At 69.7% G+C, this 19,683-nt stretch carries 17 protein-coding genes; 9 read left to right on the top strand and 8 right to left on the bottom strand.

Translation table 11 applies throughout. The annotated features are described in order from the left end of the window. Positions 1-11: 11 nt before the first annotated feature. Both KILIM_RS07145 and KILIM_RS07140 read right to left on the bottom strand, forming a co-directional pair. Positions 12-1,991 carry a vWA domain-containing protein gene (locus KILIM_RS07145; RefSeq protein ID WP_006591981.1) on the bottom strand — a complete coding sequence of 660 codons (1,980 nt, stop codon included), beginning with the start codon at positions 1,989-1,991 and terminating at the stop codon, positions 12-14. Positions 1,992-2,027: 36 nt separating this feature from the next. Then, positions 2,028-3,413: a sigma 54-interacting transcriptional regulator gene (locus KILIM_RS07140; protein WP_006591980.1), complete on the bottom strand. Its 1,386-nt coding sequence runs from the start codon at positions 3,411-3,413 to the stop codon at positions 2,028-2,030. A gap of 74 nt (positions 3,414-3,487) precedes the next feature. Here KILIM_RS07140 and KILIM_RS07135 point away from each other — a divergent pair, with 74 nt between their 5' ends. After that, positions 3,488-3,874, top strand: coding sequence for a DUF6394 family protein (locus KILIM_RS07135; protein ID WP_040562560.1), 387 nt, complete (start codon positions 3,488-3,490; stop codon positions 3,872-3,874). A gap of 32 nt (positions 3,875-3,906) precedes the next feature. Next, the gene (locus tag KILIM_RS07130) at positions 3,907-5,643 is read left to right on the top strand and encodes an NAD-binding protein (protein WP_006591978.1); all 1,737 of its coding nucleotides are present in this window, start codon (positions 3,907-3,909) and stop codon (positions 5,641-5,643) included. On the opposite strand, the gene KILIM_RS07125 is transcribed toward KILIM_RS07130, so the two are convergent. After that, a complete protein-coding gene (locus tag KILIM_RS07125; RefSeq protein ID WP_255247621.1) occupies positions 5,614-8,322 on the bottom strand; it encodes a PEP/pyruvate-binding domain-containing protein in 2,709 nt (902 codons plus the stop codon). The two genes, KILIM_RS07130 and KILIM_RS07125, sit on opposite strands and share 30 nt — an antisense overlap. Positions 8,323-8,905: 583 nt before the next feature. Here KILIM_RS07125 and KILIM_RS07120 point away from each other — a divergent pair. From KILIM_RS07120 to KILIM_RS07105, 4 genes are read left to right on the top strand one after another with little or no spacing between them, the layout of a single operon-like run. Continuing rightward, a complete protein-coding gene (locus KILIM_RS07120) occupies positions 8,906-10,216 on the top strand; it encodes an extracellular solute-binding protein (protein ID WP_006591976.1) in 1,311 nt (436 codons plus the stop codon). Then, a complete protein-coding gene (locus KILIM_RS07115; RefSeq protein ID WP_006591975.1) occupies positions 10,213-11,148 on the top strand; it encodes a carbohydrate ABC transporter permease in 936 nt (311 codons plus the stop codon). The genes KILIM_RS07120 and KILIM_RS07115 overlap by 4 nt, the downstream gene beginning before the upstream one ends. A gap of 3 nt (positions 11,149-11,151) precedes the next feature. Then, the gene (locus tag KILIM_RS07110) at positions 11,152-12,012 is read left to right on the top strand and encodes a carbohydrate ABC transporter permease (RefSeq protein ID WP_006591974.1); all 861 of its coding nucleotides are present in this window, start codon (positions 11,152-11,154) and stop codon (positions 12,010-12,012) included. 40 nt (positions 12,013-12,052) lie between these two features. After that, on the top strand, positions 12,053-13,315 hold the full coding sequence (locus tag KILIM_RS07105) for an ABC transporter ATP-binding protein (protein WP_006591973.1): 1,263 nt from the start codon (positions 12,053-12,055) through the stop codon (positions 13,313-13,315). Positions 13,316-13,402: 87 nt separating this feature from the next. Here KILIM_RS07105 and KILIM_RS07100 read toward each other — a convergent pair whose 3' ends face one another. Further along, positions 13,403-14,659, bottom strand: a complete 1,257-nt coding sequence (locus KILIM_RS07100; RefSeq protein ID WP_006591972.1) for a type II toxin-antitoxin system HipA family toxin — start codon at positions 14,657-14,659, stop codon at positions 13,403-13,405. After that, entirely contained in the window at positions 14,646-14,966 is a 321-nt protein-coding gene (locus KILIM_RS07095; protein ID WP_006591971.1) for a helix-turn-helix transcriptional regulator, read from the bottom strand. Before KILIM_RS07095 ends, KILIM_RS07100 begins: the two co-directional genes overlap by 14 nt. A gap of 132 nt (positions 14,967-15,098) precedes the next feature. On the opposite strand from KILIM_RS07095, the gene KILIM_RS07090 reads away from it, so the two are divergent. From KILIM_RS07090 to KILIM_RS22175, 3 genes are all read left to right on the top strand, one after another. After that, positions 15,099-15,926, top strand: coding sequence for an HAD family hydrolase (locus tag KILIM_RS07090; RefSeq protein WP_040562546.1), 828 nt, complete (start codon positions 15,099-15,101; stop codon positions 15,924-15,926). A gap of 18 nt (positions 15,927-15,944) precedes the next feature. After that, complete coding sequence (locus KILIM_RS07085; protein WP_006591969.1) at positions 15,945-16,163, top strand: type II toxin-antitoxin system VapB family antitoxin; 219 nt, start codon at positions 15,945-15,947, stop codon at positions 16,161-16,163. Positions 16,164-16,356: 193 nt separating this feature from the next. After that, entirely contained in the window at positions 16,357-17,298 is a 942-nt protein-coding gene (locus KILIM_RS22175; RefSeq protein ID WP_006591968.1) for a hypothetical protein, read from the top strand. Between the two features lie 5 nt (positions 17,299-17,303). Here KILIM_RS22175 and KILIM_RS07075 read toward each other — a convergent pair whose 3' ends face one another. The 3 genes from KILIM_RS07075 to KILIM_RS07065 all read right to left on the bottom strand — a co-directional run bounded on the left by KILIM_RS07075 (position 17,304) and on the right by KILIM_RS07065 (position 19,562). Then, positions 17,304-18,161: a DMT family transporter gene (locus KILIM_RS07075; RefSeq protein WP_217997071.1), complete on the bottom strand. Its 858-nt coding sequence runs from the start codon at positions 18,159-18,161 to the stop codon at positions 17,304-17,306. Between the two features lie 68 nt (positions 18,162-18,229). Then, positions 18,230-19,012, bottom strand: coding sequence for an NUDIX hydrolase (locus KILIM_RS07070; protein ID WP_006591966.1), 783 nt, complete (start codon positions 19,010-19,012; stop codon positions 18,230-18,232). Further along, a complete protein-coding gene (locus KILIM_RS07065) occupies positions 18,990-19,562 on the bottom strand; it encodes a dihydrofolate reductase family protein (RefSeq protein WP_006591965.1) in 573 nt (190 codons plus the stop codon). Before KILIM_RS07065 ends, KILIM_RS07070 begins: the two co-directional genes overlap by 23 nt. Positions 19,563-19,683 lie beyond the last annotated feature (121 nt).

Here is a 19,683-nt window from a genome sequence, read left to right as displayed (position 1 = left end):
TGCGACCTTGCCTAGACCAACGGTGGCTCGCCCCAGCGGCCGCGCAGATAGCTACCTACGACGGCGGCCCCCAAATCGTCGAGCTCGGGGGCCACGACTCGCCCGTCGACGCGGCGGGCCATCGCGTCGACGAACCGCGCCAACCCCGGGTCGCTGCCGAGCCGGAAGAACGTCACCCGCGCCCCCATCCGCGCGACCGCGTCGAGCTCGCGCACCGTCAGGGCCAGGGTGTGGTCCGAGGGCGGATAGTCGAAGACCGCCTGGCCATCGGGCTGCAGATGCGCGGTCGGCTCCCCGTCGGTGACGACGAGCAGCACCGGCTGCGCCTGCGGATGCCGCCGAAAATGCCGAGCGGCCAGCAGCAGCCCGTGGTGCAGGTTCGTGCCCTGCTCCCACACGCCGTCCAGGCCGATGAGCTCCTCGACCGGCATCGTCCGGGCGTGCCGACCGAAGCCGATGAGCTGCAGGTGGTCGCCGCGAAAGCGCGTCGAGACGAGGTGATGCAGCGCCACGGCCGTGCGCTTCATCGGCACCCAACGCCCCTCCATGACCATCGAGAACGACGTGTCGACGAGCAGCGCGACGGCCGCCCGGGTGCGCGCCTCCGTCTGCGTCACCTCGACGTCGCGCAGCTGCAGGCGTACCCCGCCCGCAGTGGCCGGGTCGGCTCCCTCGCTGGCCTCCCGCAGCACGGCGTTGGTGACTGTGCGCGTCACGTCCCACGGCTCGGTGTCGCCGTACTGCCACCCTCGGCTCGCCCCGGAGAAGTCGCCCGCGGGCCCGGCGCGGCGGGCGTCTCGGGCGCCCGCCCGCGTCGAGAGCCGGTCCGTGGCGTCCTGCAGCAGGGTTTTGCCGAGTCGGCGCATCGCCTTGGGCGAGAGTCGCAGCGACCCGTCCGGCGCCTTGGTCAGCAGGCCCGCCTCCCGCAGCGCCTTCTCCAATTCGGCCAGCGATCGCAGGTCGGTGGCCGCGCCCTCACCGAGTTGCCGCCGCAGGGCGTCGAGGTCGATGTCGCCGAGCTCGGCCCCAGGGTGCTGTTGAGCGAGCTGTTCGGCGAGGGCCTCGAGGTCGGCGATGTCCTGCAGGGCGCCCGTGCCGTCGCCCAGGCCCATCGGCTGATCGCCGCTGAAGTGCTCCCCGCGGCTCCACTGCAGGTCCGGTCGCAGGGCCCGCAGGTTGGCGTCCATCTGCGCGAGCGACTCCATGAGCTGCGGCGACCCGAACGCCGCTTGCGCCAGTGCGTCCAACTCCGCCCGCTGCTGGGGTGACAGCGAGTTGCGCAGTCGTGCGGCCGCCGCCGCGCGCTGGGCCAGGGAGTCGATGAGTTCGTCGATGTTGCCGGGGTTCTCGGGAAAGAAGTCACCGTGCTCGCTCATGAACTTCGCGAAGTCCTCGGGGGTGTCCTCACCGCGTTGGCGCTTGGCCAGCAACGCGTTGAGGTCGTCGACCATCTCCTGCACGGCACGCCGGTCCTGCTCGCCCGCACCCTGCAGGGCCTCCTTCATCCCGCGGAAGCGCTGGTCGAGCACCTCCCGACCGAGCAGATCCTTGATCTGGTCGTACAGCTCCCGCGCCTCGCTGGAGCGCCACGGATACTCGGCGAGGTCGCGGACCGCGCCGGCGGTCGAGGGCGGCAGGTTGTCCAGCCGCATCTCGGCGAACCGGGCGTGATCGTCCAGATCGCGGGCCAGTTGCTTGCGTTCGGCCAGGACCGCCCGGTCGAGCAGCTCACGCGCCTCCTGCAGCGTGCCGTCGAGCCGGTGCTGACCCAGCAGTTCGCGCCGCTTGGCAGCCACCCGCCGGGCCAGGTCGTCGAGCCCCGGCCGCTCCTGCGACCCGCGCCGCAGGTACTCCTGCAAGGCGCGCTGCGGGGAGGTGCCGGCCATGACGTCCTCGCTGATGGCGGTGAGCGCCTCACTGAGATCGACCGGCGGCGCCAGCGGGTCCGGCCCCTCGACGTACCGCTCGTACCGCGTGCCTGACCGACTCATCGTCCCCTCACCTCCTGGGGCGCCGGCGCACCGGCGTCATCCGTAGACCGTCTGCGCGCCGTCGGTGCCCTTGCTGATGCGCCGGGCCAGGTACAGCCCCTCCAGCGCCAGTTCGACGGCGCTCGCGCGATGCCCGTCGTCGGTCGCCTCGAGCCGGTCCCAGATCTCCACGTAGGTGGGCCGGGCGATCCGCGGCAGCCCGTCGAGAAACTCGCGGGCGCTCACCTGCTCGCCGGTGGAGATGAGGGCGCCGTCCTCGATCGCCGTGACGATCGCCGCCAGGTCGACCCCGCCCAGCACCTCGCGGACAGTCGCGGCGGTCGCGGTGCGCAGCAGGTAACCGAGCACCTCCGCCTCGCGGCCCTCCTCGCCGGACTCGAACTCCAGCTTGCCGCGCAGCACAGCCACGGCCGCCTCGAGGTCGACGACGCGCGCCACCGCCTGCGGTTCGCCCTGGCGGGCGGCGCGATGCGCAGCGGCCGCCGCGACCGTCTCCGCCCCGGCAATCGCGAAGCGGGCCGAGACGCCGGAGCGCTGGTCGATCGACGGGGACTCGCGCAGCGCCCGAGTCAGCCGGGCCAGCACCTGCACGAGCGGCTGCGGCACCTGCGCGACCAGATTCGCCTCCTGCTCGATGACCGCCACCTCGTCGGCCAGGTCGGTGGGGTAGTGGGTGCGGATCTGCGCGCCGAACCGGTCTTTGAGCGGCGTGATGATGCGGCCGCGGTTGGTGTAGTCCTCGGGGTTGGCGCTGGCGACGACGAGCACGTCCAGCGGCAGCCGCAGCACGTAGCCGCGGATCTGGATGTCGCGCTCCTCCATGACGTTGAGCATCGACACCTGGATGCGTTCGGCCAGGTCGGGCAGCTCGTTGATCGCGACGATGCCGCGATGGGCGCGGGGGATCAGCCCGTAGTGAATGGTCTCGGGGTCGCCCAGCGAACGGCCCTGCGCGACCTTGATGGGGTCGACGTCGCCGACGAGGTCGGCCACGGAGGTGTCGGGCGTGGCCAGCTTCTCGGCGTACCGATCGTCTCGATGCCGCCAACTGATCGGCAGGTCGTCGCCCAACTCGTCGGCGAGCCGACGGGAGGCGGCGGTGATGGGCTCGTAGGGGTGCTCGCCCAGTTCGGAGCCGGCGATGACCGGGGTCCACTCGTCGAGCAGGCCGACGAGGGTGCGCAGCAGCCGCGTCTTGCCCTGCCCGCGCTCGCCGAGCAGCACGACGTCGTGCCCGGCGATGAGGGCGCGTTCGAGCTGCGGCAGCACGGTGTCGTCGAAGCCGTGCAACCCGGGCCACGGATCAGCGCCGGCAGCCACGGCGGCGAGCAGATTGTCGCGGATCTCTGCGCGTAGACCCTTGGCCTCGTGGCCCGCGGCCCGCAGTTGACCGACAGTTGCGATGGTGGGGGCGTCGCTCACCCGTGCAGGCTAGACCGCGCTCCTGGGATCGCGGAATGGGCACCCAGTCCGTGGGGGCGTGGCATCCTGGCTCGGTGAACCTCGAAAAGGTGGTCTTCGGGTTCTTCGTGCTGCTGGCGGCGACGTTGAACTTCGGATTCTTCATCGGCGATATCTCCGATGTCGTCGTACACAACATTTACGAACTGTTCGCGGCCACCGTCGTCAGCCTCATCGCGACCGTCCTGAAGTTCGGCGACCGCACCCAGATCGGCGCCGTGCACCTGGCCACCAGCCTGGTCGCCGACATTCAGCTCATCGCCGCCGCGGTCGTGTGGATCTACGCCGAGCAGGTCTCGCCGGCCGGGGTGACGCCGCAGGCCATGGCCGGGGTCGTCTCCCTCTCCGGTGGTGCGCTGTTCGCCAACATCGTCTCTGTCGTACTACTCGTCATCGAGACGGTCTCCTTCCGTCGCCAGTAATTCCGCCCCACGGCGGGAAGGGGGTGCTCGGCATGGTGAATCCGCTCCTCATGCTGCTGGTGCGCCGGCCCGCGCAGGGCGCCTCCAAATTGCGGCGCGTGCGGGTGGACACCCCGACGGACATTCCGACGACCGACGCGATCTTCCTCGTGCTGCGCCGGATGCGCGGCCCGCTCATCGTCCTCATTACGACGTTCTCGGTCTCGGTTCTCGGGCTGAGTCTCATTCCCGGGCGCGACGCCGCGGGCAATCCGCACCAACTCACCCTCTTCGACGCTTTCTACGTCATTTCATATACGGCGACGACGATCGGTTTCGGTGAGCTGCCGTATCCGTTCACGAGCCTGCAGCGCATGTGGGTCACGGTCGCGATCTACGCCTCGGTGCTCGGCTGGGCCTATGCGATCGGTGTGCTGCTCTCGCTCGTGCAGGAGCCGGCGTTTCGGGAGGCGCTGCACAATCAGCAGTTCCGCCGCCGGGTCCGGCGCCTGGACGAGCCGTTCGTCATCCTCGCGGGCTACGGTCAGGCCGGGCGGCGGATCGGGCTGGCGCTCGACGCCCTGCACCGCCGCTTCGTGGTGGTCGACAGCGACCCGCGGCGCATCTCTGCGCTGGTCACCGACGCCCTGACCGTCGACACTCCGGGCCTGGACGGGTCGGCGGCCAATCCCGCGGTGCTCGGCATGGCGGGGCTGTCGCAGCGGCACTGCCGTGGGGTGATCGCCGTGACCGACGACGACGAGACGAATCTCGCCGTGGTGATGGCCGTCAATCTGCTGCGCCCCGAGGTGCCGGTCATCGCCCGCTGCTCGGACCGGGCGGTGGCCGAACGGATGCTCGACTTCGACCCGGGCGCGGTCATCAACCCGTACGACCGCTACGGGGCCTACCTCACCCTCGCCCTGCTCAAACCGGTGACCCATCAACTGGTCAGCTGGCTGATGAACGAGCCGGGCACCCCCATGCCGCCGCGCCGCGAGGGTTTGGGGTGTGGGCGCTGGGTCGTGGTCGCCGACGACCGATTCGGCCAGGAGGTCGCCCACGACCTGCGCCGGGCGGGCATGCAGGTCACGGTCGTGGACCCCGCAGACGGGCATCCCGACGTGCAGGGGGCCGTAGGCTTCGTGGCCGGGGCGGTGCGCGACGCGACGAACCTGGCCGTGGCGGCGCACGCGCGGCACGACAACAGCGACCTGTTCATCTGCGTGCGGCAGAGCACCATCCGCAACGAGGCCCTGCTGGCCGCCTTCGACCCGGATTCGGTGTTCATCCCCACCCAGCTCGTCGCCAAGGAGATGATGGCCCGGATCGTCGACCCACACCTGTGGGAGTTTCTCGAGGCCGCCATCGAGCAACCGCAGGAGTGGGCCAAGGAGGTCTTCACGGCCCTGCGCAGCCGGGTCGGGTCGGCGACCCCTTCGACGACGCTGCTCACCCTCGACACTCGGCAGGCTCCGGCGGTGGCCCGCTGGTTGCGCACCGGCGAACTCACCCTGTCGCAACTGCTGGCCGACCCCGACGACCGCGCGCAACGCCTGCCGGTCGCGCCGCTGGGCATCATCCGCGACGAGCACGCCATGTACGCGCCCGACCCTGACGAGCCGCTGCAGGCCGGTGACCGGCTGTTTCTCTGCGGCCGCGATGTCGGCCTCGACGCGCTCACCGGATCGCTGTACTCCGATTCGGCGGTCGAGTACCTGGCCACCGGTCAGCGGGTCCCCGCCACCTGGGTGTTTCGACTACTGACCGGGCACCACCGGCGGCACTGAGTTCTTGGGCGCCGAGTTCTCGGACACCGAGTTCTCCGGCACCGAGTCGGCGGGCTCGATGCGGATGGTGCCGGCCGCGCCGTCGACCCGCAGGCGATCACCGGTGTGCAGCCGGGTGCAGGCGTGCGGCACGCCGACGACCGCTGGGATGCCGTATTCACGCGCGACGACGGCGCCGTGGCTGTTCGAGCCGCCCATCTCCATGACCAGGCCCCCGGCGGTGAGGAACAACGGGGTCCACCCCGGGTCGGTCGAGGGGGCGACGAGAATCTCTCCGGGCTCCAGGTGGGCGCCGACCGGATCGGTGACGACCCGGGCCGTGGCCGTGACGACGCCGCTGGAGGCGGGGGTGCCGGTCAGCGTGTTCTTGTCCGTCTCGGCGGCGGGCCCGGCCAGAGCCTCCAGCTCGGTGCCGTCGGAGAGCAGCAGCCGGGGAATGTGACGGCGGCGCAACTCGGCGTCGTAGTCGGCGCGGACGGCGGCCACCCGGGCGCGCAGATCGGCCCCCTCGATGGCCTGACGCAACTCGATGACGTCGAGAAAGGCCACATCCTGCGGCGCGTCCAACAGGCCGTCGGCGGCCAACTCCGCCCCGATGAGCAACGTTTGCTCGCGGGCGCGGGCCAGCAGCGTGATGAGCCCGAGTTTCGGGGACTCCCGCAGCCCGATGAGCCGGCGGGCGCGGTCGAGTGCGAACCCCAGGGCGGCCCGCCGCGCCGGGTTCGGCACTCGCGCCAGCAGGTCCTCGACCGCCTGCTGCGCCGACACCGCTGCGGCCTCGAATTGCGCCGCCGGATCCACGGCGGTCTGGGCGGCCTGCGCCGGGCCGAGACGCGCGTAGTTGCGCAGCACGCCGAGGAGGTGGTCGGGCTCCTCGCGCCAGCGAGGCATGCCCAGGTCGATCTCGGCGACGGCCCGATCGCCCCAGCGGTCCAGAAACCCTGCCAGGTCCGGGGTCGACGGCTCCACCTCGCCGGCCCGCAACCGCCCGGAGAGGGCCCACAGCTCCAGGTCCATCTGCGTCGTCACGTTGTGCGGCAGTCCGCGCAGCACCGTCTCGAGGTCGCCCGGGCGCAGGTCGACGGCCAGCGCCCGGGCCGCGGCCAGCACCGCGAAGCCCGGTATGGCGTAGCCCGCCAGGCCCGGCATCGTCACCGGTGCGCGCGTCGCGAGCAGCTGCTCCACGGCATCCAGACGCATCAGCGCGGTGGGGCTCGGCGGCAGTTGCGGCAGCGCCCGTAGGTCGGCGATGGCCTGAGTCGTGCGCGCTACCGCCTGCGCCGGATCGACGAGCGAGATCGCCGCATGGATCGGCAGCCGGGAGGCCACGAACATCCGGCCGATCCGCAGCGCCGCCCGCGCGCCGCCGACGACCGCGGCGACCCGACCGCTGGGCGGGCGGAAGTCCGGCTCGTCGTGCAGGCGGCCCAGCGCGATCGCCGAGCGCGTCTCCATGTACCGCATGGCGAAGAGGGCGATGTGGCGTCCGACGGGGTTGCGCATGGGCGCCGTGATGTCGCCGAAGATGCGCTGCCCGCCCTCGGCGTACGCCGGACCGCCCCGACGCACGTCCGGCACGTCGAAGCCGACGATGCGCGCTCCGCCTCCGGTGATGAGCTTGAACGCCGAGCGCCCCAACGGCGTGATGGGCCGGGTCAGCCCCTGCGCCAGGGAGGCGCACAAGAACAGCCGCCGCTGACCGGCGTTGGGTGCCGGCTGGGCCCGGTGGACCAGCGGATACAGGGTCGTCACCGGCCGGGCCTGCGTCAGCCACGGCGTGCCGCCGCCGTCGATCGCCCACTCCGTGTCTTGCGGGGCGCCGAACAGCTCCTGCGCGCGGTGCCCCAGCGCCGCCAGTTGACCGAGTTCGGCGGGCGTCAGCAGGGGAGTCGATCCGCTGGTCGCCTCCCGCAGCACCCCACCGCCCGCGCGCGCTCGCACCGCGACGCCACGGTCGCCGATGCGCTGCTCCAACACCGCCCCGGTGGCCGTCTCGACGACATACCGGTCGGGATTGACCTCGCCGGAGACCACCGACTCCCCGAGGCCGGCGTTCGCGTCGATGACCGTGTGGGTGCGACACCCGGTGACTGGGTCCGCGGTGAACATCACCCCCGCACTGGCCGCCTCGACCATGCGCTGCACGACCACCGCCAGGGCCACGTCGGCCGGGTCGATGCCGCGTTCGCGTCGGTAGGCCACCGCGCGGGTGGTCCACAGGCTGGCCCAGCAGGCGTGCACGGCCGCCGCGACCGCGTCGCCCCCGATGACGTTGAGGTAGGTGTCCTGCTGCCCGGCGAAGCTGGCGTCGCGCAGGTCTTCGGCCGTCGCCGACGAGCGGACCGCGACCGGTTCGGCGCGCCCCAGGTGGGTGTAGGCGCTGCTCAGAGCCCGACGCAGGGCGGTGGGCAGGTCGATGAGACTGACGAACTCCCGGATGCGGGCCGCAACGTCGGGCAGTTCGGCGGCGGTCAGCTGCGGGTCGCGCAGCCGCTCGAACAGCGGCTCCAGCGCCTCCTGCAGGCAGGCCGTTGCCTCCCGGTAGGCCCGGGTCGAGACGACGAACCCCTCCGGCACGGGCAACCCCGCGGCCAGCAGGGCGTGCAGGTTGACGGCCTTGCCACCCACCGCCGCCACATCGCGACATTCCGAATCTCGCAGGTGCACCAACAGATCCACCCCCGTGACGCTACCGGCGACGCTCCCGATCGGGGTCGGCCGACACGAAAGCGGGGTCCGCCGTGATCGGCGGACCCCGCTGGTCTCGGAGACATCCCTGTCTCCTCGTCTCGTCGCCTGCTCGTCGTCCCCACGACTGCGGCGGCCCCAACATGTCGGCCTTCGCTCGTCCCCACGAACTGCGGCCAGTTCCTCCTGCGACGCCCCCAGCGTCGTACGAGGCTCCCCTGGTTTCCCTAGTTCCCCCTTCGTGCCGTTGACCCCATCCCCGGTGTGGTCGGCGGCACAACTAGAAGGTACGGCCGTCCAGGTCGCCTGTTCAAGTCTCGTGGAACCCGGTGGGATACATGACTCGTCATGTGGCTCCGGGCCCAAGGTCCCGACCGGAGCAGGTCGCCGCGCCTAAACTTCCGCCCGCACGTTCGGATCAAGGGTCGGTCACGATCCAGAGACTCCCGCACCACCTAAGGTCACTTGACAGGTGTTATTGGGCAAAGATGGCCAACACCTCCACCGGGTCGGATGTTGAAGCGCTTGACTGTCCAGGTGCGCCCGCCCGGGGTGTCGAGACGAAGGAGTCGTGGTGCCCAGACGAAAGAGAGCGCGCGCGATCGTGGGGATGTGCGCCCTGGCCATGACGGCGGCCGTGGGGCTGTCCGCCTGTGGCGGGTCGGACACTGGTGCCGGCAACCAGTTGAACTGGTACATCAACCCCGACTCGGGCGGCAACGATCCGAATGCCAGCGGACAGGCGCACCTGGCCAAGGTGTGCACCGATGCCTCCAACGGCGCCTACTCGATCCGCACCCAGGTGCTGCCCAACAGCGCCAGCGACCAGCGTCAACAGTTGCTGCGGCGGCTGGCGGCCGGCGATCGAGGCGTCGACATGATGAGCCTGGACCCGGTCTTCGTGGCCGAGTTCGCGCAGGCCGGCTTCCTGGCGGGCGTGCCGCAGGACAAGCAGGCGGCGCTGACGGAAGACGCGGTTCAGCCGATCATCGACTCGGCGCAGTGGGCCGGGTCGATGTACGCGGCGCCGATGTGGGCCAACACGCAGGTGCTCTGGTACCGCAAATCGGTCGCGGAGGCGGCGGGCCTCGACATGAGCCAGCCGGTGACCTGGGACCAGATCATCGAGGCCGCGAAGGCGCAGAACAAGACGGTCGGCGTGCAGGCCCGCCGGTACGAGGGCTACGCGGTGTGGATCAACGCGCTCGTCGAGGGCGCCGGCGGCCACATCATCAACAACATGGGTGAGCAGGACGTCGACAAGATCGAGTGGGGTCTTGACTCCGACGCCGGGCGCGAGGCCGCGCGGGTCATCGCGGAGGTGTCGAGCACCGGAGTCGGTGGGCCCGCGATGGGTGGCTCCGACGAGACCGCGGCGCTCGACCTGTTCCTCGGCAACAGCAGCGGCTTCTTGCTCAACTGGCCGTACGTGTGGGCGGCGCTCGACGACCGCGCGCCGCAGCTGAAGGACGACGTGGCCTGGGCCCGCTACCCGCAGACCGTGCAGGGGCAGGAGTCCAAGCCTCCGCTCGGTGGCATCGAGCTCGGTGTGGCCGCCGCCAGCCAGAAGCAGGAGTTGGCCTGGCAGGCGATCCAGTGCGTCACCAGCCAGGAGAACCAGAAGAAGTACATGCTCGGCACCGGTAACCCGGCCGCTCGCAAGGCCGTCTACGACGACCCGGAGATCCGCGAGGTCTTCCCGATGGCCGACCTGATCCGGGAGTCGCTGGACTCGGGCGCCCCGCGCCCCGTCTCGCAGTTCTACGGCGACATCTCCGGCGCGCTGCAGCGGTCCTTCAGCCCGCCCAATGAGGTCAACGAGAACACTCCAGCTGAGGCCCAGGGCCTCATCGAACGGGTGCTGAAGGGAGAGTCGCTGCTGTGACCACCACTGCCAAACACGCCAAGCAGAAGCAGGTCATCTCGGAGCGCGCGCGCGGCGAGCGGTCCCTGGGTTGGAAGCTCGCTGGGCCGGCCTTCGCGATCATGGTGCTCGTCACCGCTTATCCGATCGCTCAGGCCGTCTGGTTCTCGTTCTTCAACTACCGGCTCACCGATCCGCAGGCGCGTAGCTTCGTCTTCCTGCAGAACTACATGACGGTGCTCTCGGACTGGCAGTTCTGGCTCGCCACCCTCAACACGATCTTCATCACGGTCGTGACCGTCGGTGTGGAGCTCGTCATCGGTTTCGCGCTGGCGCTGCTCATGCACCGCGTGGTGTGGCCGCGCAAGGCGCTGCGCACGATCGTGCTCATTCCGTACTCGATCATCACGGTCGTCTCGGCCTTCGCCTGGTTCTACGCCTTCCAGGTCAGCACGAACTTCGTGAACCACTGGCTGAACGCCATCACGTTCGGCGCCTGGGCCACCGACTTCGACTGGTTCGGCCAGTGGTGGAGCGCCATGGCGATCATCTGCCTGTCGGAGATCTGGAAGACCACGCCGTTCATGTCGCTGTTGCTGCTGGCCGGTCTGGCGCAGATCGACGGCGCGATGGAGGAGGCGGCCAAGGTCGACGGCGCCACCGCGTGGCAGCGGCTGTACAAGGTCGTGCTGCCGAACATGAAGGCCTCGATCATGGTGGCCCTGCTGTTCCGTTCGCTCGACGCCTTCCGTATCTTCGACAACATCTTCATCATGACCGCCGGATCGAACAACACAAGTTCGCTATCGATATTGGCGTACAACCAGACGATCAACCGGGTGGAGATAGGCATGGGATCCACGATCTCCGTGCTCTTGTTCATCTTCGTCCTGCTCATAGCGGCGGCCTTCGTCCGCGGGTTCAAGGTCGACCTCGCCGGCGGAAGGGGCTGAGTGATGAATTCCGACAAGCGCATGACCACGTGGCTTGGCGTCGGCTCACTGGTCGTCATCTTCGTGACGATCATCCCGATCCTGTGGATCTTCTCCCTCTCGGTGAAGTCCACGGCAGCCCAGTCGAACCCCGACCTCAACATTCTCGGCAACTTCTGGCCGAAGCCCTCGGAGTTCACCTGGGACAACTACCAGTTGATCCTCACCGGCGGGGCCAGCGAACTGTTCATCCCCGCGCTCATCAACTCGATGATCGTCTGCCTGAGCGCCACCGTCATCTCGGTGGTCCTGGCGATGTTCTGTGCCTATGCGATCGCGCGGCTGGAGTTTCCCGGCAAGCGGGTCATCCTCACGACCGCCCTGGCGGTGTCGTTCTTCCCGGTGATCTCGCTGGTCACTCCGCTGTTCGACGTGTGGAGCAGGATCGGGCTGTTCGACACCCGCGTCGGTCTGGTCATTCCTTACCTCGCGCTGACGCTGCCGCTGGCGATCTGGGTGCTCTCGGCCTTCTTCCAGCAGATCCCGTGGGAGATGGAGCAGGCGGCCCAGGTCGACGGGGCCACCAGCTGGCAGGCCTTCATCAAGGTCATCGTGCCGCTGGCCTCTCCGGGTGTGTTCACCACGGCGATCATCGTCTTCTTCACCGCGTGGAACGACTTTGTCTTCGCGATCTCGCTGACCAGTGAGAACGCGCGGACCGTGCCTGCTGCTCTGGCGTTCTTCACCGGCGCCTCGCAGTTCGAGCAGCCGTTCGGGGCCATCTCGGCGGCCGCCGTCATCGTGACGATTCCCGTCGTCATCCTGGTGCTGCTCTTCCAGCAGCGCATCGTGTCCGGCCTGACCTCGGGCGCGGTCAAGGGCTGAGGCCCTTTCGACCGCGAGCAATCAAGGAGTTTCGCCACTCATGTCACAGATCGAACTCAAGAACATCGTCAAGAAGTACGGCGACGGCTTCCCCGCCGTCAACGACGTCTCCCTCGACATCGCGGACGGGGAGTTCATGATCCTCGTGGGCCCCTCGGGCTGCGGAAAGTCGACGCTGCTGCGCATGGTCGTCGGCCTGGAGGACATCACCTCCGGCGACATGCTCATCGGCGGCAAACGCGTCAACGAGAAGGCACCGCGCGACCGCAACCTCGCGATGGTGTTTCAGAACTACGCGCTGTACCCGCACCTGACCGTCTTCGAGAACATCGCCTTCCCGCTCCGGTTGGACAAGGGCAAGTACAGCGACGACGAGATTCGCTCGAAGGTGCGTAACGCCTCCTCGATGCTGGAGCTCGACGAGCACCTGGAGCGCAAGCCGGGCAACCTCTCCGGTGGTCAGCGCCAGCGGGTCGCCATGGGGCGCGCGATCGTGCGTAGCGCCGACGCGTTCCTCTTCGATGAGCCGCTGTCGAACCTCGACGCCAAGCTGCGCGGGCAGATGCGGACGGAGATCGCGCGGATGCAGCGCCGCATGGGCATCACGACGATCTACGTCACCCACGACCAGACCGAGGCGATGACCCTCGGTGACCGCGTGGCCGTGCTGAAGAAGGGCGTGTTGCAGCAGGTCGCGTCACCGCGCGAGCTGTACGAACAGCCCGTCAACCTGTTCGTCGCGGGCTTCATCGGTTCGCCGCCGATGAACTTCCTGCCGGCGCGGGTCAAGGACGGGGCCCTGGGGCTGCCGTTCGTCGACGTGCCGATCGGCCCGGAGCTGCAGGAGCAGCTCAAGGGCAAGGAGCTGGTCGTGGTCGGCATCCGCCCGGAGTACATCAAGGACGGCCGCCTGGGCGACAACCGCAGCGACCACGCGGTGGAGTTCACCGCCGACGTCGACCAGACGGAGTGGCTGGGCAACGAGCAGTACGCCTACATCCCGTACAGCGCGGAGTCCGAGGTGCAGGCCAAGCTCGACGAGCTCGACCGCGAACTCGACGGTGAGGGCATGCGCCCGCAGATGGTCGTCAACCTCGACGGTCGCTCGCGCATCCGCGAAGGCGACGAGGCGACCCTGTACTTCGACCCGGCCCTCATGCACGTGTTCGACCCCGAGAGCGGCAAGAACTACACGCGCAACGAGGAGAAGGCCCAGCAGATCGCACAGGAGAGCGAAGAGGACCGCAAGCGGGCCCTCAAGCGCGCCCGGGACCGCGACGAGGCCGCCGCCGCGAAGGGCTGACCCACCCGCTCAATGCGAAAGGGCCGCACCGAGTTGATTCGGTGCGGCCCCTTCGTCTGTGCGCGGCAGTCTCTAGGCTGGCCGTCCTCAGCTGAAAATGAACGAGTTGAGGATCTGGCGGCCCCAGAGAAGGTCGCGTTCCACCTGCGTCAGGTGCGCTGCTTCGGCCGCTTCGTTCCAGCTCATGCGGATGCCTTCCACCTGACTGTTGACGATGTCTTGAGCCGACCCTTCGTCAAGGTGATAAACGTGGGCTGCCGAGACAAGTTGACCAAGGCGGCTTGCGCGCTCGCCGGCCGGGGAGTAAGCCATTGCTTGGGCCGCTTCGGAGCCGCTGCGAGGCTGGGGGCACAGGTCGTAGGCGGGAGTCAGCGTGAGTGCCTGCCCGTCCCAGAATGCAGCGTGGTTGCGAGCGTGGTCGTCTGTGTTGCCGATGCAGATGTTGAACGCTATGCGGGAGAACAGCTCCCGCAGCGTGGGGTCTGGGCGCGTGAAGCGAGATCGAACGAGATCCGCGAGGTCGACGTACGTCGCGTAGCGTCCGAACATCTCATCGAGTCCGAGCATCGTGAGGGCGGACACGAGAAGCCTGCGCCCACCTGCCGGCGTGCGATCGAACCGCTGCAGCAGTAGGACGTCGCGGCCGAGTGAGCGACTCAATTCGCCAGCTGGGACGTTCACGCCAACGCGCCGGGCAAGGGCCAAAGCGAGTGCCTCAGACTTCACCACTGGATAGTGATCCGTGGTCGATGAGAACTTGGCAACCCAGTGCTGGCCCGCTTGCGTGACGAGTGCCTTGGGACGCGCACCGCCAATCGAGGTCCCGCGCACAAGCGCGGCAGCCAGGGTGGGCGACAAGGGCTCTCCGGAGTCAAGGAGGCCCGCCGCCTTCTGCAACTCATCGAGTGACGCATCGGTGTGGCGTGGCTGGTAGTCGTCGGCCGCGTCCGTGAAGTCTAGGGCGCCGATGCGGTTAGACCCGGATTCGAGCAAATAGGTGAGGATTGACAGGTCTCCGGTGTCGCTCGAGCGGGTGAGGCGACCGTGATGCTCAGCAAGAATCACCCGCTGCCCCCAGGCATCAGGGGCAGCGTCCCTCAGGCAACCGGCGAGCGCCAGACCGTTTGCTGGCCCCTGCGGCCCGCGTTGGAGGGGAAGTTCCGGCACATACAGTGAGATGGCGTCGCTTCTGGCCAGGTAGCTGCGGGCGTACGTGAAGAAGTGTCGATCACCGACGACGTCGATGCGGCCCGTCAGCACTGGCTCGGTTGCGTTGGGGAGCCAGGCCCACGCGAAAGCGCGCACGGGGCGGTCTTCGGCGGCGGTTGCCTCAGAAGTCGTCATCGAACGCCACGGTCGTGCGCACGCGGGCCGGCAACAGCGCGAGGCGGTTGCGTTGGTTCTCCACGTGCTCGCTCAGGGAGTCGGGTGGGACGTCGAACAGGTCGACGCCGACCAGGACGGCTGCCTCGAAGGCAGTGCCGATGGCGACGCCAGGGTCGCCATTCTCGATCTTGGCGATGGTGGGCGGTGACACTCCCGCCCGCTCTGCTAGCTCCACTTGGGTCCACGCGCGACGCCGACGCCCCTGGGCGACGAGGACGCCGAGGAGCTGCAGGGCGTCATCGGTTGCTGGGTGACGACGCTTCATGACCAAAGAATACAACAGATTAAGCGTTCAACTAGAAAAATAAGTGCTAGTCCCAACTCGGCTAGACGTTTCGGTGGCCTCGGAGCGCCCGCGCGCCCGCGCCGCGACGGCAAGCTCTCTAGGCTGGGCGTCATGTTCTCGCGAGGTCGCACCACGCCAGTCGAGCGGCCGCGGGTTGTAGCGACGGATCTGGATGGAACGCTGCTCGATTCGCGCGGGGCGGTGAGTGCGCGGACGCAGTCGGCGCTGCAGCGGATGTGGGACCTGGGGATCGAGACGGTGTTCGTCACGGCCCGGCCGCCGCGCTGGATCGATCCGTTGGCCGAGCATGTCGGCGGGCACGGTGTTGCGATCTGCGCGAACGGGGCGTTCGTGTACGACGTGGAGGCGCGTCGAGTCGTGGAGGCGGTGGGGTTGCCTTCGGGGTCGCTGAGCGGGATCGTCGCGGATGTGCGCGCGGCCTATCCCGGCGTGGGGTTCGCGGCGGAGCGACCGGAGGGCATGCACCTGGACCCTGCCTATCGCTCGCCGATGGTCGACCTGCATGCCCACGACGATCCGCCGGCCGCCCGCGGCCCGATCGAGTCGGTGCGCGGCGTCGTCGGCAAGTTGTTGGCCCGCTGCCCGGAGGTGCCCGACGTCGAGTTCGTCGAGAGCGTCGCGACGATCGTCGCGGACCGGGGGATCGTCGCCTACTCCGGCGCCGGTGGCCTCGCCGAGATCGGCCCCCCGGGTGTCACGAAAGCCACCGCCTTAGAACGTTGGTGCCGGGAACGCAGCATCGACGCCGCGCAAGTGTGGGCGTTCGGTGACATGCCCAACGACCTCCCGATGCTCGCCTGGGCCGGCCGCTCCTTCGCGATGCGCAGCGGCCACGAGGAAGTCCGCGACCTCGCCGACGCCGTGTGCGCCGGCAACGACGACGATGGCGTAGCGCGGGTCCTGGAGGCGATCCGCTGACTCCCTGAGCAGGTGGCCATGAGCATGACGAGGACGACCATCGAGATCGACGACGCTGCGCTGGCTGCAGCGGCCGAAGTGCTGGGCACCCACACGAAGAAGGACACGGTCAACGCGGCCCTCCGGGAAGTCAGCCAGCGGCTGCGTCGGCTACAAGCTCTAGACCAACTCGGCGCCATGTCGGACCGCGGTGACTTCGAAGAGTTCATCGGCAATCGTGCCGCGTACCGCCGGTGAGCCCGACCCGACTTCTCATCGCCCGAGCGAGAGCGACTCACGATCTTGGCCGACGACAACGACTTCGCAGCGATCGCGCGGGTGACCGGGCAACCAGTGGTCCCGGTGATTCGCAAAGCCTGAGAGCGGCCTCGTTCGGCGGCTTTGGAGGCGAGTCCAGCGTGGTGCTGGGAGGCGATGTGATGATGACGGGATGGAGTTGTCCGCGGCGGTCGAGGACCTGTACGGCGGCGCGCTCGACGACTTCATCGCCACCCGCAAGGAGTTGGCGGCCCAGGCGCGGTCCGCGGGCAATCGTGTGCTCGCCACCCAGATCACCGCGCTGCGAAAGCCGAGCCTGGCGGCCTGGGCGATCAACGTCGTCGCTCGGGGCGCCGCCGACGCGCTGGGCGAGTTCGCCCAACTCGCGGCCGAACTGCGCGACGCGCAGGCCAGGCTCGACGGCGCAGAGATGCGCCGCCTCAGCCGGTCCCGCGAGCCGATGCTCGACCGACTCGAAGCGCACGTCGTCGACGTCGCTGCTGACGAGGGGGTCGTGTTGACACCTGCCGTCATCGGCCAGGTGCGCGCCTCTTTCGTGGCCGCCATCGCCGACGCTCGAGCCCAGGAGGCGGTGCTCTCCGGCAATCTGACCCGCGCCTTGAGCTACGCCGGCCTCGGTGAAGTCGACCTCACCCAGGCCACCGCAGCGCCCGTGCCGACCGGCCGCGCGGACTCCCGGCCAGCGGACTCCCGACCCGCCGCCTCCGGAAGCCTCGCGGCGTCGGACACCGGATCGTCGGACGCTGAATCGTTGGAAAGCACAGCCCCGTCGGACGCCGCCGAGCGGGACGAGGCGCAGCGGGCGCGGGCGGCGCGCCGTCGGGTGGTGCAGCGCGCGCAGGACCGCCTCGCTGACGCCGAACGCGAGCTCACCGCCGCGAGCCTCAAGCACGCCCAGGCTGAACAGGAGGCGCGGCGGACGGCCGCGCGGCTGCGCGAGATCGAACGGCTCCTCGAGCGCGCGGGCGCCGAAGCCGACGCCGCCCGTGCGACCGAAGCCACCGCCGCGGTCGCCCTCGACGACGCCCACAGTGCCTGCGACGAAGCCCGCGAAGAACTCGACGCGCTCACCGCCGCCGACCCTACGACGTAGCAGCCCTAGCCAGCCGCGACGAACGTGACGGCCGTGGCGCACAGCAGTAACCCGAGCGCCTGCACGCGGTCGATGCGTTCGCCGAGGACCGCGGCGGCCAGCAGGATCGTGACCGCCGGATACAGCGTCGTGAGGATCGCGGCGACCGTCATCGGGCCCGAATGGGTTGCCCACAGGTACGTCAGGTTCGCCGCCCCGCTGAGAACTCCGGCGACTGCGCCGCCCGCCACGGCCCGCCGCGAGGGCCGCCACCGGGCCCGCACCAGCGTCGCGGCCCCGATGAGCAGTCCGAGCGCGATCAGCTGACTCAGCACCACCGGCTGCAGGCCCGCCTCGCGCGGGATCTGCCCGAGCCCCACGAACAGCACGCCGAACCCGAAACCGGCGATCACGGCATCCCGGACCGCCGCCGCGTGGCCCGACGGGGTGATCGTCCCCTCCCGGCTCGTGTCCGCGACCCGCGAGACGAACCAGATGCCCGGCAGCGCCGCCACGATGCCCGCCCACACGAGCACGCTCGGTCGCTCGCCGAGCAGCACGCCGGTCGCCACCGGCACCACCGCCGCGCCGACCGCCGAGATCGGCGCGACCACCGACATCCGGCCCGTCGCGAACCCGCGGTAGATGAAGGCGGTGCCCATCGCGTTGCCGACCGCAGCCAGCAAGCCCCAGGCGACGTCGCTCAGGTCGGGTGCGCCCCGCAGCGCCGGCTGAACCAGGGCCGCGGCGATGATGAGCAGCGACGCCGCCTGCGTGCAGATCGCCACCGACCACACCGACACCCGGCGCGCGGTGATGCCCGCGGCGAAGTCCGAGAAGCCGTAGGCGAGCGCCGAGCAGAGCGCCAGGATCACGGTGGTCACGACCGGCCAGTATCGAGCACCGACCGGCGCCACACCCCGGCGGCTCACCCAACGGACTGCGCGTGTGCTCAGAAATTCCAGTAGGCGGCGGCGAGGTGATCCGGCAGCGGGCGGGTCGCGCCCTGGTCCCAGGGCCGGTCGATGCCGGCCAGAGCGAAGACGTTGGCGAGCAGGTTGGCGGTGAAGCCCCACACGACCAGCCCGTCGGTCTCGAAGGCCGCCGTGCGAAATCCCATCGGCGCCACGACCGTGAACCGGTTGGCCGGCGCCAGCAGGTGGCCCAGGTCGGCCCGCACCACATGCGCTACTTCGGCCCGGTCGACCGCCGACACCGGATGTGGCTGTCGCCACCAGCCGAGCACCGGCGTGATCGCCGTGCCGCTCGGATGCAGATACAGCGACGGCAGCTCGCCGACGACGTCGACCGTGGCCGGGTCCAGCCCGACCTCCTCACTGGCCTCCCGCAGCGCCGCGTGTACGGGTCCGTCGTCGCCGGGGTCGATGTGCCCGCCGGGGCAGACCACCTGCGCGGCGTGCGAGCGCAGCGTGTGCGCCCGTTCGGTGAGCAACACGTCGTAGCCGGAGAGGTCCGGGGCTGTCGGGGGGTCGGCCGCGGACTGGTGGAGCTGAGCGCCGCGCGGGCCGAACAGCACGAGCACGGCGGACCGGCGCTCCGGACGGGCGGGCGGAGAGAAGGTGCGGAACCAGTCGACCGCCTCGCCGACCGGCCCGGGGGGCGGGTTGCGCCAGGAGCGGTCCAGCGTGGGATTCACGCCGAGCAGCCACTCCGGTGCGGCGGCGGAGAACCCCTCGCCACCGACTCCGGGCTTAGGGCCGGACGTCGTAGACACCGAGACGGATGCCGTTGCCGAAGGTCGCGTGCTCGACCAGCTGCAGGCGCTGCCGGGGCGTGTCGTCGCCGGCGAACAGGCGTCGCCCCTGGCCGAGCAGCACGGGGAAGGTCAGCAGGTGGTAGCGGTCGACGAGCCCCGCGAACGCCAACGATTGGGCCAGTTCGGCGCTCCCGTGCACGAGGATCGGTCCGCCGTCGGTCTCTTTGAGCGCCGCCACCTCATCGAGCGAGCGCAGGATCTGCGTGTGCGGCCACTCCGGGTTGAGGTCGGGCTCCTCGATCGTCGTCGACACCACGTACTTCGGCAGCCCGTTGTAGCGGGCGAACTGCTCGTCCATCGAGGGCCACACGGGCGCGAACTCGAAGTAGGTGACGCGCCCCAGCAGCAGCGCCCCCGCCTCCTCCTGCTCCCGGCCCTTGATCTCGTAGGCGGTCGGGTCGAACTCGATGCCCTTGAACGTCCACCCGGCGTGCGGGTGCTCGCCGGCGCCGGGGGAGTCGATGACCCCGTCGAGGCTGATGAACTCGGTGACGACGATCGAGCGCATGGGGGATCCTCCCGGTGGGCGATGCAGCCGACGCCACCTTGCCACAGGCCGCCCCCGCGCGGAGCCGCGCCTGACGACCTACGACGAGTCGGCGTGGCGAGGTGCCTGAGGCGCGCCTGAG

Source organism: Kineosphaera limosa NBRC 100340, from assembly GCF_000298215.1.
GTDB classification, from domain to species: domain Bacteria; phylum Actinomycetota; class Actinomycetes; order Actinomycetales; family Dermatophilaceae; genus Kineosphaera; species Kineosphaera limosa.
Note: the sequence above shows the minus strand (reverse complement) of the source record. Positions and strands in the feature narration are given on the sequence as shown.